At 52.7% G+C, this 14,728-nt stretch carries 13 protein-coding genes and 1 tRNA gene; 10 read left to right on the forward strand and 4 right to left on the reverse strand.

Going from position 1 to position 14,728, the window contains the following annotated elements:
- Positions 1-100 precede the first annotated feature (100 nt).
- Both AC3ITF_RS02540 and cgtA read left to right on the forward strand, forming a co-directional pair.
- Positions 101-1,066 carry a DMT family transporter gene (locus AC3ITF_RS02540; protein ID WP_096755517.1) on the forward strand — a complete coding sequence of 322 codons (966 nt, stop codon included), beginning with the start codon at positions 101-103 and terminating at the stop codon, positions 1,064-1,066.
- A 15-nt stretch (positions 1,067-1,081) separates the two neighbouring features.
- Entirely contained in the window at positions 1,082-2,254 is a 1,173-nt protein-coding gene (gene cgtA, locus AC3ITF_RS02545) for an Obg family GTPase CgtA (RefSeq protein ID WP_096755518.1), read from the forward strand.
- Positions 2,255-2,383: 129 nt separating this feature from the next.
- On the opposite strand, the gene dacB is transcribed toward cgtA, so the two are convergent.
- Complete coding sequence (dacB, locus tag AC3ITF_RS02550; RefSeq protein ID WP_135911329.1) at positions 2,384-3,820, reverse strand: serine-type D-Ala-D-Ala carboxypeptidase; 1,437 nt, start codon at positions 3,818-3,820, stop codon at positions 2,384-2,386.
- Between the two features lie 247 nt (positions 3,821-4,067).
- Between dacB and greA the strand changes: the two genes are divergently transcribed.
- A complete protein-coding gene (greA, locus tag AC3ITF_RS02555; RefSeq protein WP_096755520.1) occupies positions 4,068-4,544 on the forward strand; it encodes a transcription elongation factor GreA in 477 nt (158 codons plus the stop codon).
- A gap of 153 nt (positions 4,545-4,697) precedes the next feature.
- Here the strand turns inward: greA and yhbY are convergent, their stop codons facing one another.
- Positions 4,698-4,991, reverse strand: coding sequence for a ribosome assembly RNA-binding protein YhbY (gene yhbY, locus AC3ITF_RS02560; RefSeq protein ID WP_096755522.1), 294 nt, complete (start codon positions 4,989-4,991; stop codon positions 4,698-4,700).
- A 125-nt stretch (positions 4,992-5,116) separates the two neighbouring features.
- Here yhbY and rlmE point away from each other — a divergent pair, with 125 nt between their 5' ends.
- The 4 genes from rlmE to glmM all read left to right on the forward strand — a co-directional run bounded on the left by rlmE (position 5,117) and on the right by glmM (position 10,240).
- On the forward strand, positions 5,117-5,746 hold the full coding sequence (rlmE, locus tag AC3ITF_RS02565; RefSeq protein WP_004106110.1) for a 23S rRNA (uridine(2552)-2'-O)-methyltransferase RlmE: 630 nt from the start codon (positions 5,117-5,119) through the stop codon (positions 5,744-5,746).
- A gap of 99 nt (positions 5,747-5,845) precedes the next feature.
- Entirely contained in the window at positions 5,846-7,777 is a 1,932-nt protein-coding gene (gene ftsH / locus AC3ITF_RS02570; RefSeq protein WP_115257388.1) for an ATP-dependent zinc metalloprotease FtsH, read from the forward strand.
- Between the two features lie 284 nt (positions 7,778-8,061).
- A complete protein-coding gene (gene folP, locus AC3ITF_RS02575; protein ID WP_096755524.1) occupies positions 8,062-8,910 on the forward strand; it encodes a dihydropteroate synthase in 849 nt (282 codons plus the stop codon).
- Entirely contained in the window at positions 8,903-10,240 is a 1,338-nt protein-coding gene (glmM, locus tag AC3ITF_RS02580; RefSeq protein WP_115257390.1) for a phosphoglucosamine mutase, read from the forward strand. The genes folP and glmM overlap by 8 nt, the downstream gene beginning before the upstream one ends.
- A 43-nt stretch (positions 10,241-10,283) precedes the next feature.
- On the opposite strand, the gene dcuC is transcribed toward glmM, so the two are convergent.
- Positions 10,284-11,750 carry a C4-dicarboxylate transporter DcuC gene (gene dcuC / locus AC3ITF_RS02585; protein ID WP_489176105.1) on the reverse strand — a complete coding sequence of 489 codons (1,467 nt, stop codon included), beginning with the start codon at positions 11,748-11,750 and terminating at the stop codon, positions 10,284-10,286.
- A 10-nt stretch (positions 11,751-11,760) separates the two neighbouring features.
- A complete protein-coding gene (iadA, locus tag AC3ITF_RS02590; protein WP_117342733.1) occupies positions 11,761-12,894 on the reverse strand; it encodes a beta-aspartyl-peptidase in 1,134 nt (377 codons plus the stop codon).
- A 151-nt stretch (positions 12,895-13,045) separates the two neighbouring features.
- Here iadA and AC3ITF_RS02595 point away from each other — a divergent pair, with 151 nt between their 5' ends.
- From AC3ITF_RS02595 to AC3ITF_RS02605, 3 genes are all read left to right on the forward strand, one after another.
- Complete coding sequence (locus AC3ITF_RS02595) at positions 13,046-13,939, forward strand: LysR family transcriptional regulator (protein WP_181517811.1); 894 nt, start codon at positions 13,046-13,048, stop codon at positions 13,937-13,939.
- Positions 13,940-14,108: 169 nt separating this feature from the next.
- Positions 14,109-14,441, forward strand: a complete 333-nt coding sequence (gene secG / locus AC3ITF_RS02600; protein ID WP_003025000.1) for a preprotein translocase subunit SecG — start codon at positions 14,109-14,111, stop codon at positions 14,439-14,441.
- Positions 14,442-14,454: 13 nt separating this feature from the next.
- Positions 14,455-14,541 (forward strand) — tRNA-Leu (locus AC3ITF_RS02605).
- Positions 14,542-14,728 lie beyond the last annotated feature (187 nt).

Here is a 14,728-nt window from a genome sequence, read left to right on the forward strand (position 1 = left end):
AGCCCCGCAACGTGTTGCGGGGCTTTTTACATTCGATGGCCGGTAAATATGCTCGTCTCGCCGTGACAACCCGGAAACGAGCTCTTGCAGGGAATACGGCATGAAGCAGCAGGCAGGTATTGGTATTCTTTTAGCGCTGACGACGGCAGTCTGTTGGGGCGCTTTACCAATAGCGATGAAGCAAGTGCTGGAGGTGATGGAGCCTCCTACGGTAGTGTTCTACCGTTTTTTAATGGCAAGTATTGGCCTTGGGGCGATTCTTGCGGTTAAAAAAAAGCTCCCGCCATTGCGTATTTTTCGCAAAGCGCGTTGGTTGGTACTGTTGGCAATCGCCACCGGTGGGCTGTTTGGTAACTTCATTCTGTTTAGTTCATCTTTGCAATATTTGAGCCCAACGACTTCGCAGGTTATCGGACAATTGTCACCGGTTGGCATGATGGTCGCCAGCGTCTTTATCCTGAAGGAAAAGATGCGCGGTACGCAGATTATTGGCGCCATAATGCTGCTGAGTGGACTGGTGATGTTTTTTAATACCAGTCTGATCGAGATTTTTACCAAACTCACTGATTACACCTGGGGTGTGATCTTTGGTGTGGGTGCGGCGACGGTCTGGGTGAGCTATGGGGTTGCGCAAAAGGTGTTATTGCGTCGCCTGGCATCACAGCAGATCCTGTTTTTACTGTACACTTTATGTACGCTCGCGTTGTTGCCGCTGGCTAAACCCGGTGTGATAACGCAGCTCAGCGACTGGCAGCTGGCTTGCCTGATATTCTGCGGCCTGAATACGCTGGTAGGATACGGCGCACTTGCGGAAGCAATGGCGCGCTGGCAGGCGGCTCAGGTGAGCGCCATTATTACGCTCACACCGCTGTTTACGTTATTATTTTCAGATTTATTATCACTGGCCTGGCCCGATTTCTTCGCCAGACCGATGCTAAACCTTTTAGGTTATCTCGGTGCGTTTATCGTGGTTGCGGGCGCGATGTATTCCGCCATTGGTCATCGTATTTGGGGCGGTTTACGTAAGCATGAAACGGTGGTTTCGCAACCCCGCTCAGGCGAATGATTTACGGAGAGTAAAATGAAGTTTGTTGATGAAGCATCGATTCTGGTCGTTGCAGGTGATGGTGGTAATGGTTGCGTCAGCTTCCGCCGCGAAAAGTACATCCCGAGAGGCGGTCCGGACGGCGGTGATGGTGGTGATGGTGGTGACGTCTGGCTGGAAGCCGACGAAAACCTGAACACGCTGATCGATTACCGCTTCGAAAAATCGTTCCGTGCGGAACGTGGTCAGAATGGCGCGAGCCGTGATTGCACCGGTAAGCGTGGTAAAGACGTTACGATTAAAGTGCCTGTCGGTACGCGTGTGATCGATCAGGGCACGGGCGAAACCATGGGCGACATGACCAAGCACGGTCAGCGTCTGATGGTCGCTAAAGGCGGCTGGCACGGTCTGGGTAACACCCGTTTCAAATCCTCGGTCAACCGTACTCCACGTCAGAAAACAATGGGTACGCCGGGCGATAAACGCGATCTGATGCTGGAGCTGATGCTGTTAGCGGATGTCGGTATGCTGGGTATGCCAAACGCCGGTAAATCAACGTTTATCCGTGCGGTCTCTGCAGCGAAACCGAAAGTGGCGGATTATCCGTTCACCACGCTGGTGCCGAGTCTGGGCGTTGTGCGTATGGACAACGAAAAGAGCTTTGTGGTTGCTGACATCCCGGGTCTGATTGAAGGCGCTGCGGAAGGCGCGGGTCTGGGGATCCGATTCCTGAAGCACCTGGAGCGTTGCCGCGTCCTGCTGCACCTCATCGATATCGATCCGATTGACGGTTCAGATCCGGTAGAAAACGCCCGTATTATTATTGGCGAACTGGAGAAATACAGTCAGGATCTGGCCTCCAAGCCGCGTTGGTTAGTGTTCAACAAAATTGATTTGATGGACAAAGACGAAGCGGAAGAGAAAGCGAAAGCGATCGCTGAAGCGCTGGGCTGGGAAGGTAAATATTACCTGATCTCTGCTGCCAGTCAGCTGGGCGTGAAGGATCTTTGCTGGGATGTGATGACGTTTATCATTGAGAACCCAATTGTTCAGGCTGAAGAAGCGAAGCAGCCAGAGAAAGTGGAGTTCATGTGGGACGATTATCACCGTCAGCAGCTCGCTGAAGTCGAAGACGAAGCGGAAGATGACTGGGATGAAGATTGGGACGAAGACGACGAAGAAGGCGTTGAGTTCATCTACAAGCGTTAATCCTGGTGCCGGATGGCGACGCGATTGCGTCTTATCCGGCCAACAATATCAACGGGCCGCAAATGCGGCCCGTTTTGTTATGTGCGCTGTAGGTCGGATACGCGCAAGCGCTATCCGACAGCATCACCGTCAGTTGTTCTGATAAATATCTTTGTACAACCGGCTTTCAAAGCGTACCAGCGGGATACGGCGGTTACGCTGGTCAGCGGGTTCTACCGCATAGCCAGACAGATACTGTACAAACGCCATGCGTTGCCCGCTTGCCGTGGTAATGAATCCTGCTAGGTTATACACCCCCTGTAACGAGCCGGTCTTCGCGGAGACTTTGCCATCCACGCCAGCCTGATGCAGACCCGCACGGTATTGCAGAGAGCCGTCATGGCCTGCCAGCGGCAGCATCGTAATAAAGTTCAGCTCGTTGTCATGCTGTGCGATGTACTGCAGCACCTGCATCATGGTGGCAGGCGCAATCAGGTTGTGGCGAGAGAGGCCGGATCCGTCGGCAATGATCGTGTTACCAATATCGACACCCGCCTGCTGGCGCAGGATCTGGCGTACGGCATCGGAACCTGCGCGCCAGGTGCCAGGGACATTAAATCGCGCGTGGCCGATCATACGAAAAACGGTGTCAGCAATCATGTTGTCCGACTTTTTCAGCATAATCTTAAGCAGGTCATGTAAAGGTGCTGACTGCTTGCTGGCGACAACGGTACCCGGCTCGTTGACTTGCGTCTGGCGCAGCAGCGTACCGCTGTAGGCGATACCCGCTTGTTTCAGCTCATCTTTAATAATTGCCCCGGCATAGCTGGCGCCGTCCTGAATGGCAAACGCCAGCGGCAGTGGGTCGGTGCGCTGGGGCAGACAACCGGTTAGCGTGAAGCGGTTTAAATCGCCAGGAACGACATCCAGTTCACAATATTGCGCTTCTGCAGAACCACGTGCGAGGGTGCGAACCTGGCTGAACATGGTTACCGGGTAGTATGATGCCACGCGAATAAAGGCGAGATCGTTAGGTTTTTGCGCACTGTAAAGCGACACCGAGAAGCAGTTACGATCAACAATCGCTGCCGCAGGCGGTGCGCTAAAACACTGCGTCATGTCGTTCCAGGGCCAGCCAGGTGCTTTATCATGACTGGCGAAAATGGACGTGTCGATGAGGACATTTCCGGCAATTTGCGTCACGCCTGATTTTTTCAGGGTTGCTACCATATTGCGAATATCCTGACGTTTTAGCGTCGGATCGGCACCAAATCGCGCCACCAAGTCACCTTTCAATACCCCGCCTTCCACGCGACCTTTGGTTTCTAGCGTAGTAGTAAAACGGAAGTCCGGCCCAAGCTGGATCAAGGCCGCCAGGGCGGTGATGACTTTTTGGGTGCTGGCGGGTAGGGCCATTTGTTGGCTATGGTAATCAATAGCAGGCGTCGGAGCCCCAACCTTCTGTACCATAAGGGCGAGGTTGGCCCCGGCAGGGAGCTGGTTGATATACTCGTCAACATTCGCAGCCTGAACGCTGAACGCCGCAATACTGGCAGTCAATCCGATGGTAAATCTGGGAAATCGCATAATCTCGCGCTAACAACCTGGAAACAGGCCGTCATACTACGGCGCAACGCCCCAAAAAGTAAACGATGACCCATAGGGAACTCCAGGGTAAAATGATCATCAAATAGAGAATTGTAGCTGACCTGGGTCCTCGGGCCCGGGTCGGTATTTTTTTGCTTCTGACTCTGGCATCGCGTTTGCCAGGGTGGGCTTAGCAGCCGGGGTGAGGACAACCGCCCCCTACAGGAATGTTCAAGAGGTATAACAAATGCAAGCTATCCCGATGACCTTACGTGGTGCTGAAAAACTGCGTGAAGAGCTGGATTTTCTGAAATCTGTGCGCCGCCCTGAAATCATTGCCGCGATCGCCGATGCGCGTGAACACGGTGACTTGAAAGAGAACGCGGAGTACCACGCGGCCCGTGAACAGCAGGGATTCTGCGAAGGACGCATTAAAGATATCGAAGCTAAGCTGTCTAACGCGCAGGTTATCGACGTCACTAAAATGCCGAACAATGGCCGTGTCGTTTTCGGTGCAACGGTGACCGTTCTGAATCTTGATAACGATGAAGAACAGACCTGGCGCATCGTAGGTGATGACGAAGCCGATTTTAAACAGAACCTGATTTCAGTTAACTCGCCTATTGCTCGTGGCCTGATTGGCAAAGAGCAGGATGACGTGGTGGTTATCAAAACGCCGGGCGGTGAAGTGGAATATGAAGTGGTGAAAGTAGAATACCTGTAATTCGCATCTTGGTTAAGATGTTGATACATTGTAAAGAAAGGAAAAAGGCCGCATAGCGGCCTTTTATCAACGAAGAGAGCGTGGCATTTTGCTCTCCTGCTAGCGGAAATTCCCGCGTTTTACACAAACTACGTGTTCAACTTTGGGATATTCTTAGCGTGGCAGCGAGATTTTACGTTCTTTAGTCGGGCGATACAGTACCAGCGTTTTGCCGATGACCTGTACGTTACAGGCGCCGGTTTCGCGTACGATAGCTTCCACGATCAAGGTTTTGTTATCGCGATCTTCCGAGGCGATTTTCACCTTGATAAGTTCATGGTGCTCTAGCGCTTGTTCAATCTCGGCCAGTACCCCTTCGGTCAAACCATTATTGCCAAGCATGACTACAGGCTTGAGCGGATGTGCCAGACCTTTCAGGTGCTGTTTTTGTTTAGTACTCAGATTCATCGTATATTTTTGCTTAGGTTGGGATTGAAAACGGGTCATTCTACCGCCATCTCCCATATATCACCAAATAGCAGTGTAGAAATTTACACCATTGGTTACGATGAACTGCCCGATGGGAAAGTAAAATGACAGGTAAAAAGCGTTCTGCCAGCTCAAGCCGCTGGCTTCAGGAACACTTTAGCGATAAATATGTTCAGCAGGCACAGAAAAAGGGGTTACGTTCCCGTGCCTGGTTTAAACTTGATGAAATACAGCAAAGTGACAAAATTTTTAAACCGGGGATGACGATAGTTGACCTCGGCGCTGCACCCGGTGGCTGGTCGCAATACGCGGTTACGCAGATCGGAAACAGCGGCCGCATTATCGCTTGCGATCTTTTACCTATGGATCCAATCGTTGGTGTGGACTTCCTTCAGGGCGACTTTCGTGATGAATTAGTCCTGAAAGCGTTACTTGAGCGCGTAGGTGACAGTAAAGTACAAGTTGTCATGTCCGATATGGCACCAAATATGTGTGGAACACCGGCGGTGGACATTCCCCGGGCCATGTATTTGGTAGAGCTGGCGCTTGGAATGGCTCGTGATGTATTAGCGCCAGGTGGTAGTTTTGTAGTTAAGGTGTTCCAGGGCGAAGGCTTCGATGAGTATCTAAGAGAGATTCGCTCCCTGTTTACGAAGGTCAAAGTTCGTAAGCCGGACTCTTCCCGCGCTCGTTCGCGTGAAGTGTACATTGTAGCGACCGGGCGTAAACCATAACCGGCAGATTTTAAACGAAAGTTTGAAAGACGCTGGATATAGAGTATCCTGACGCTGTTTTTAACACAGTTGTAATAAGAGGTTAATCCCTTGAGTGACATGGCGAAAAACCTAATACTCTGGCTGGTCATTGCCGTTGTGCTGATGTCAGTATTCCAGAGCTTTGGGCCCAGCGAGTCTAATGGCCGTAAGGTGGATTACTCTACCTTCCTGCAAGAGGTCAATCAGGACCAGGTTCGTGAAGCGCGTATCAACGGACGTGAGATTAACGTTACCAAGAAAGACAGTAACCGTTACACGACCTACATCCCGGTTAACGATCCGAAGCTGCTTGATAACCTGCTGACCAAAAACGTCAAGGTTGTTGGCGAGCCGCCTGAAGAGCCGAGCCTGCTGGCTTCTATCTTCATTTCCTGGTTCCCAATGCTGCTGCTGATTGGTGTCTGGATCTTCTTCATGCGTCAAATGCAGGGCGGGGGTGGCAAAGGCGCCATGTCGTTCGGTAAGAGTAAAGCGCGCATGCTGACGGAAGATCAGATCAAAACCACTTTTGCCGACGTTGCAGGTTGTGACGAAGCGAAAGAAGAGGTGGCTGAGCTGGTTGAGTACCTGCGCGAACCGAGCCGTTTCCAGAAGCTGGGCGGTAAGATCCCGAAAGGCGTCCTGATGGTCGGCCCTCCGGGTACCGGTAAAACCCTGTTGGCAAAAGCCATCGCGGGTGAAGCGAAGGTTCCATTCTTCACAATTTCCGGTTCTGACTTCGTAGAAATGTTCGTTGGTGTGGGCGCATCTCGTGTGCGTGACATGTTCGAACAGGCCAAGAAAGCAGCACCGTGCATCATCTTTATCGATGAAATCGACGCCGTCGGCCGCCAACGTGGCGCGGGTCTGGGCGGTGGTCACGATGAACGTGAGCAGACGCTGAACCAGATGCTGGTTGAGATGGATGGCTTCGAAGGTAACGAAGGTATCATCGTTATCGCGGCAACTAACCGTCCGGACGTTCTTGACCCTGCGCTGTTGCGTCCAGGTCGCTTTGACCGTCAGGTGGTTGTAGGTCTGCCGGACGTTCGTGGTCGTGAGCAGATTCTGAAAGTGCATATGCGTCGCGTACCGCTGTCTCCGGACATCGATGCGGCAATTATTGCCCGCGGTACGCCTGGTTTCTCCGGTGCAGACCTGGCGAACCTGGTGAACGAAGCAGCGTTGTTCGCTGCCCGTGGTAACAAGCGCGTTGTATCGATGGTTGAGTTCGAGAAAGCGAAAGACAAAATCATGATGGGTGCGGAACGTCGCTCCATGGTGATGACGGAAGCGCAGAAAGAATCTACCGCGTACCACGAAGCAGGCCACGCGATTATCGGTCGCCTGGTACCGGAACACGATCCGGTGCACAAAGTAACGATTATTCCACGCGGTCGTGCGTTGGGTGTGACCTTCTTCCTGCCGGAAGGCGATGCAATCAGCGCTAGCCGTCAGAAACTGGAAAGTCAGATCTCTACGCTGTACGGCGGTCGTTTGGCTGAAGAGATTATCTACGGTGCTGAACATGTTTCTACCGGCGCGTCGAACGACATTAAAGTCGCGACTAACCTGGCACGTAATATGGTGACGCAGTGGGGCTTCTCTGAAAAGCTGGGTCCGTTGCTGTACGCGGAAGAAGAAGGCGAAGTGTTCCTCGGTCGTTCTGTTGCTAAAGCAAAACATATGTCCGATGAAACCGCGCGCATTATCGATCAGGAAGTTAAATTGCTGATTGAACGTAACTACGAGCGTGCTCGTCGTCTTCTGAACGATAACCTGGACATTCTGCACTCGATGAAAGATGCACTCATGAAATATGAGACCATCGATGCACCGCAGATTGACGATCTGATGGCTCGCCGTGATGTGCGTCCGCCAGCAGGTTGGGAAGAGTCAGGTACGTCTAACAACTCTGGCAATAATGGCACCCCAAGTGCGCCGCGTCCGGTTGATGAACCGACCTCGCCGAATCCGGGTAACATGTCAGAGCAGTTAGGTGACAAATAAGTTATCGTTGCTGATGACCGTGCTTTAATTGAAAACCCTGGGGCTTGCTCCGGGGTTTTTTTATTTATCAACTTATACCCAATGAATTTCGAGTTGCATCAAGGCGGCGACGCAGGGAATCCCCAGGAGCGTACATCAGTACGTGACTGGGGTGAGCGAGGACAAACCGGCTATGCCGGTTTGAACAGCGCTTGCGCTGGCCCCGAAGGGGTGAGGCCGAAGGCCGAATAAAGCTAACGCAGATGCAGCTTGAAAGACGATGGGTATATACCAGGGATAACACTATGAAACTCTTTGCTCAGGGTTCTTCGCTGGATCTCAGCCATCCCCACGTCATGGGGATTTTAAACGTCACGCCGGACTCTTTTTCCGATGGCGGCGCGCACAACACCTTGGTTGAGGCGGTGAAACACGCCAATCTGATGATTAACGCCGGGGCGACTATCATTGATGTGGGTGGCGAATCCACGCGGCCGGGGGCGGCAGACGTCAGCGTAGAAGAAGAACTGGAACGGGTGATCCCGGTCGTTGAGGCCATTGCCCAACGCTTTGAGGTGTGGATCTCGGTGGATACCTCAAAACCGGAGGTGATTCGTGAATGTGCCCGAGTTGGTGCGCATATCATTAATGATATTCGCTCCCTGACAGAACCAGGCGCACTGGAAGCTGCGGCGGAAACTGGATTACCCGTGTGTCTGATGCATATGCAGGGGCAGCCGAAGACCATGCAGGAAGCGCCAAAGTACGAAGATGTTTTTGCTGAGGTAAATCGCTACTTTGTTGAGCAAATAGCACGTTGTGAAAGGGCTGGGATCGCAAAAGATAAATTGTTGCTCGACCCGGGATTCGGTTTCGGTAAAAATCTTACCCACAACTACACATTACTGGCACGCCTGGCGGAGTTTCATCATTTTAATCTGCCGCTGCTGGTCGGGATGTCACGAAAATCAATGATTGGTCAGTTACTGAACGTGGGGCCATCTGAACGTTTGAGCGGAAGCCTGGCATGTGCGGTGATTGCTGCCATGCAGGGCGCGCAGATTATTCGTGTCCATGACGTCAAAGAAACCGTAGAAGCGATGCGTGTGGTGGAAGCCACATTGTCTGCAAAGGAAAAAAAACGCTATGAGTAATCGTAAATATTTTGGCACTGACGGTATCCGCGGTCGCGTTGGCGATACCCCAATTACGCCTGATTTTGTGCTTAAACTGGGCTGGGCGGCAGGAAAAGTGCTGGCACGTCATGGTTCACGTAAAATTATTATCGGTAAAGATACGCGTATTTCTGGCTATATGCTGGAGTCAGCGCTGGAGGCTGGTTTGGCCGCAGCGGGCCTGTCTGCTTCATTCACCGGGCCAATGCCAACCCCCGCGGTTGCGTATCTGACGCGCGCTTTCCGCGCCGAAGCAGGGATTGTCATCTCTGCCTCGCACAACCCGTTTTATGATAACGGAATTAAGTTCTTCTCCATCGACGGGACTAAATTGCCTGACTCCGTTGAAGAAGCTATCGAAGCCGAGATGGAAAAGCCGCTCACCTGTGTGGACTCTGCTGAACTGGGGAAAGCCAGCCGTATTGTCGATGCTGCGGGCCGCTATATCGAATTTTGCAAAGGTACGTTCCCGAACGAGCTGAGCCTGAACGAGCTAAAAATCGTGGTGGATTGTGCGAACGGCGCGACGTATCACATTGCGCCAAATGTACTCCGTGAACTGGGCGCAAATGTCATTGCGATTGGCTGTGAGCCGGATGGCGTCAACATCAATGAAGAAGTGGGTGCGACCGACGTTCGTGCGCTGCAGGCGCGCGTGATTGCAGAAAAAGCCGATCTGGGTATTGCGCTGGATGGTGATGGCGACCGCGTGATCATGGTGGACCACGAAGGTAATAAGGTCGATGGCGATCAGATCATGTATATCATTGCCCGTGAAGCGTTACGTCAGGGGCAACTGCGTGGTGGTGCTGTCGGTACGCTGATGAGCAACATGGGTCTCGAGCTGGCGCTGAAGCAGCTGGGTATTCCCTTTGCTCGGGCGAAAGTGGGTGACCGCTACGTGCTGGAAAAAATGCAGGAAAAAGGCTGGCGCATCGGGGCTGAAAACTCAGGGCACGTGATCCTGCTGGATAAAACCACCACCGGTGACGGTATTGTGGCGGGTCTGCAGGTGCTGGCAGCAATGGTACGTAACCATATGAGTTTGCACGACCTGTGCAGCGGTATGAAAATGTTCCCACAACTGCTGGTTAACGTTCGCTTTACCGCCGGTAGCGGCGATCCGCTGGAACATGAAACCGTGAAAGCGGTGATGGCGGACGTTGAAGCGGCGTTGGGTAACCGAGGTCGTGTTCTGCTGCGTAAATCAGGTACTGAGCCGTTAATCCGTGTGATGGTTGAAGGCGAAGATGAAGCGCAGGTTACTGAGTTCGCGCACCGTATTGCAGATGCGGTGAAAGCCGTATAACTCCTGAAGTTTGAGAGCCGGAGTCCGAGACTCCGGCTTTTTTTTATCCTACTGAAAGTGCCTGTTTGCGTCGATGCTGCCAGAAGTAGCCCCCGGCCATCATCAGCACAAGAGCAGCCAGCCACGGCAGGACCGCCAGCAAATGCCCTGAACGGGCAAATGTCAGGGCAATCATCAGCAACCACCCTCCCAGCATTGGAATTGCGGTACGTTTAACAATATCCACTGGTGATACGCCTGCGATCCCGGCAATGGCAATGATCACGCCAGCGATCGGCGATAACGTCCGGCCAATACCCGCCGAAATCTGAATAGGTAGCATCATCACGGCGATGTCGCTGCCGATATGGCGGCTGATATCCGGCACCATGGGGGCGAAGGAGAAGAACGCGGCATTCCCCGACCCCATCAACGCAGAAATCGCAAAGGTGATCAGCGTCATCAGCAGGATTATCGAGGCGGCACTGAGACCAAATTCACCGGAGAGTGAGAGCAGCGCGTCGACTGCACCAATGGCTTTTAGCCCGGCTGAAAAAACTTCACCCGCGATAATCAACGTTACGACGGTGGCAAACACGCTGCCCATGCTGTCGAAAACTTTTTGCACGCCAGCCATCACTTCACGTGCCTTGCGATGACGCCAATACTCGCAAATCAGCGTAATGGCCAGGCTAATCAGAACGGCGGTATCCAGCGTAATTTTGAGCGAGCTAAACAGTAAATCACTGCACAGTAGCATCAATACCAACGGTAGCATCGGCAGAAACAGCCAGGCGATCGGGGCGTGGGTTTCTTCTGTGGCGGTCAACGTTTGCATCTTCTGGGTTACATCGCCGCCGCTTTCCCGGCGATCGAAAAAGCGTTGGACGACAATATGGAGCAGGGCGATGAAAAGAATGACCGGCACGACGATGGGAAGCTGATCGTGAACAAAATAGTTCACCACTTCGATACCCGCTGTTTTGGCGGCAAGAACCGAGTTACCGGAACCGGGTCCGAATTCAACCGCACAGGTACTGGCGATAACGGCGGCAACGGCGGCACGGCTGCAGCCAAGACGGGTGAGCAGCGGGTAAAGCGTTGCCATCAGCAGCAAACCCAACCCCGTGGCGCTGCTGATAAACAGCGACAAAAATTGCCCCAGCAGCAACGCCAGCCCCAGCAGGAGATACGGTGAGTTCAGACGCTGTAATGGACGCGAAGTCACCCGAACCAGCACCTGACTGGCGCCAATGGCTGACATATAGGTGGCAAAGCCGCCAATCAACATAATTTGCAGACCCAGGCCACCCAGGCGCACGCTCAGGGTATCGCGGATAAACTCAAACGCATCAAAGGGGCCAAACCCGGTGCTTTTCTTCACCAGGCTACTGAGCGTGGTCATTCCGCTAAAATGGGCGATGAGTAGCAATACAATCCCGGTGAGCAGCAGCACGGACTGGGGATGGTACTTTTTCAGGATCAGCCGTCCGGCAAAGACAATGGCGACTAGCGCCAGCAATAAAGACATTCTTTCATCCTCACTCAAAGTTGCCGTTGACCAAACACTCTCCATCGCGCAGTAACAGCCTACCCGCGGCGAACAGATGCGCCAGCGACAGGTCATCATTGAGGACGCAAATATCGGCGCGTTCTCCGGCACAAAGCTTGCCGCCGGAAATTCCCAGCGAGCATGCAACGTTTGCCGTCATCATGGCCACGGCCTGTGCGATCGGAATGCCCGCATCAATCAGGCGAGGGAGCAGTGCAAGGTTACCGCCTACCGGCGCGGCCGTGAGTCCTTCAACCATACCCTGAGCATTAAAGCGCGGCACGCTGCCATTGCCATCTGAGCTGATGGTGATGCGATCGGCTGGAACCTGAGCCTCCAGCGCGTGGAGAATGGCCTGTTCCTGGGGCATAAAACGGCTACCGCCAGACGTCACGTCAATATGGCCGCCGCGATGGGCGAAAGCGATCGCCTGGTTGAACAGGGCTTCGGTTCTGGCCACGTGAGTCGGTGAAATATGGTGGATCGGAATACCGGCATCGCAAAGCGCGATAAGTTGCGACATGCCTTCCGGCAGGTTGCCCAGGTGCACATGCAGCAGCCCTTTTTTCCCCGCCAGCAGTGAGGCCACGCGGATATCGCTGACGATTCTCAACAGCTCCTGGAAAGAGGGATATGAACCCCGATGATCGGCGAGGGCGATTTTAACGCCGAGAATGGCCGGGATAAAGGTTATGTCATCGCGAATGGATTGCGTAATCGTCGGGCTGGGTACCGCGTAAGCCCCAGTGTGCATAAACGCGCGCACGCCCTCCAGATTCAGTGACTGCATTTTGGCGTACAGATCTTTGGGCGAGCGAGAAATGGCATCGGTGCCCAGCACGCCGACGACCGTCGTAATGCCAGCTTGAAGCAGATCGCGCAGTTTTACGGCAGGCGTTCGGCTGGCAAATCCTGCTTCACCACCGCCGCCGGTCAGATGGACATGCTGGTCGATAATCCCCGGAATTACCCATTTACCCCGGCAATCGATGACCTCGTTGACGCCATCGAAACGTGAAATATCGTTGCCTACCGCCACAATACGATCGGCATATATGAGCAGAGAGCAGAGGCCTAAATCCTCCGGGGAAAAGACACGGGCATTAGTCAGTAAAGTAAACATATTAGTCCTGTCAAACGTCAAGGGGAGGGAGACTCGGCAGGTGAAACAGAATATTGTTGTTATGCGGTCCACACTAAAGCCATTACTATAACTGTGACTATTTCCGATTTGTTATCGGAGGATACGGATATGGAATGGTGGAGAATGCGACGTGGATAGTAAGTGGTTAGATGATTTCCTGGCTTTAAGTCAGCATGGGAATTACTCCCAGGCCGCCATACAGCGGCATATTACTCAGCCTGCGCTAAGTCGGCGTATTAAAGCGCTGGAAGAGACGTTAGGCGTCCCGCTATTTGATCGTACCACGACACCCGTTACGTTAACCCGTTATGGTGAACGGTTTGAACCCTATGCCCGGCATGTCCTCAGTACGCTGACGGAGGCGCGTCATGAGCTGGCCGCCATGATGCCGGCTACGGAAAATACGCTGGTGATGGTCAGTCTTCACACGCTGTCGGTGAATATCCTGCCTGACATGATCAATTACCTGCGCCAAAGCGAACCGCAATTAAGTTTTACGGTAAACGCCAGCATCCAGGGAATTGATAATCACTTTAACGCGCTGATAAACCGGCAAATTGATTTTCTGGTAACCTACGATTTGCCGTCTTCGCAGCCGGGGCTGGAGATTGTCGGGGGGCTAAAACGCTCATTGTGGCGATATGAGCGGTTCATCCCGGTGATTTCAGCCCAACTGGCGGACAAGCTTGATTCTCCAGATGCTCCGATTCCCTGGCTTTGCTACAGCGACTATACCTTTGTCAGACGCATTATCGATCCGCTAGAGCAACAGGTTCACCCACGACTGAAAAAGGTCTTTGAGAGTGGGTTAAGCGAAACAATCCGGGAAATGGTGCTGCGCCATATGGGAATGGCATGGTTGCCCGAGTCGATGGTGGCTGAAGAATTAGTGAATAATGAAATTATCCACTGTTGGCCAGATAATTCAGATCTGATAGGTGAAATCCCGGTCGTTGTTTGGGCAAACCTTGACGATCAGCGACCCGTGATGCAGCGATGCTGGGATAAATTGCTGCGTTTTTGATTGATGTGGCGATTTTTTCTTCAGTTGATACAATACACTTAAATTGCCCTTGCGAAGGTTATTCGCATTGGTTAGTATTCACACCCGCTTCAGTGGGAAACAGTTAAACATTCCCGCTTTAATGGTCGAAGCATTGGTACGCGGCAACTCCGCAAGGAACAGGTTGATTATGCACGAAGCTCTTTTAGTAGTTTTCCTTATTGTAGCAATTGGCCTGGTAGGCTTGATCATGCTGCAGCAAGGCAAAGGCGCTGATATGGGAGCCTCTTTTGGCGCAGGCGCTTCTGGTACACTGTTTGGTTCAAGTGGTTCTGGTAACTTCATGACCCGAATGACAGCTGTATTGGGAACCTTGTTCTTCATTATCAGTCTGGTGCTGGGTAACATGAACAGCAATAAGACCAATAAAGGAAGTGAGTGGGAAAATCTGAGTGCACCGGCGAAAACCGAGCAAACTCAGCCAGCTGCTCCGGCTCAGCCGACCAGCGATATCCCGCGCTAATAGTAGTATCTGTGCTGAGGTGGTGGAATTGGTAGACACGCTACCTTGAGGTGGTAGTGCCCTAACGGGCTTGTGGGTTCGAGTCCCATCCTCAGTACCAATATTCCGAAAGAAAGACGCTGAAAAGCGTCTTTTTTTTCGTCTGTATGTTGTGATCCGTAGGTGTGCGTAGTAGCACGTAGGCCTGATAAGCGATAGCGCCATCAGGCATGTCCTGCAAATTGTCGGATGGCGGCTACACGCCTTAAATTCCGCGCATAAAAAAGCCGCTTGCGCGGCTTTTGTCA

This window comes from Citrobacter sp. KH_055_1 (assembly GCF_057838705.1).

What these genes read in the sequence shown, in the direction of transcription:
- AC3ITF_RS02540 (WP_096755517.1), top strand. Translation starts at nt 101, where the DNA reads ATGAAGCAGCAGGCAGGTATTGGTATTCTTTTAGCGCTGACGACGGCA.
- cgtA (WP_096755518.1), top strand. Translation starts at nt 1,082, where the DNA reads ATGAAGTTTGTTGATGAAGCATCGATTCTGGTCGTTGCAGGTGATGGT.
- dacB (WP_135911329.1), bottom strand. Translation starts at nt 3,820, where the DNA reads ATGCGATTTCCCAGATTTACCATCGGATTGACTGCCAGTATTGCGGCG.
- greA (WP_096755520.1), top strand. Translation starts at nt 4,068, where the DNA reads ATGCAAGCTATCCCGATGACCTTACGTGGTGCTGAAAAACTGCGTGAA.
- yhbY (WP_096755522.1), bottom strand. Translation starts at nt 4,991, where the DNA reads ATGAATCTGAGTACTAAACAAAAACAGCACCTGAAAGGTCTGGCACAT.
- rlmE (WP_004106110.1), top strand. Translation starts at nt 5,117, where the DNA reads ATGACAGGTAAAAAGCGTTCTGCCAGCTCAAGCCGCTGGCTTCAGGAA.
- ftsH (WP_115257388.1), top strand. Translation starts at nt 5,846, where the DNA reads ATGGCGAAAAACCTAATACTCTGGCTGGTCATTGCCGTTGTGCTGATG.
- folP (WP_096755524.1), top strand. Translation starts at nt 8,062, where the DNA reads ATGAAACTCTTTGCTCAGGGTTCTTCGCTGGATCTCAGCCATCCCCAC.
- glmM (WP_115257390.1), top strand. Translation starts at nt 8,903, where the DNA reads ATGAGTAATCGTAAATATTTTGGCACTGACGGTATCCGCGGTCGCGTT.
- dcuC (WP_489176105.1), bottom strand. Translation starts at nt 11,750, where the DNA reads ATGTCTTTATTGCTGGCGCTAGTCGCCATTGTCTTTGCCGGACGGCTG.
- iadA (WP_117342733.1), bottom strand. Translation starts at nt 12,894, where the DNA reads ATGTTTACTTTACTGACTAATGCCCGTGTCTTTTCCCCGGAGGATTTA.
- secG (WP_003025000.1), top strand. Translation starts at nt 14,109, where the DNA reads ATGCACGAAGCTCTTTTAGTAGTTTTCCTTATTGTAGCAATTGGCCTG.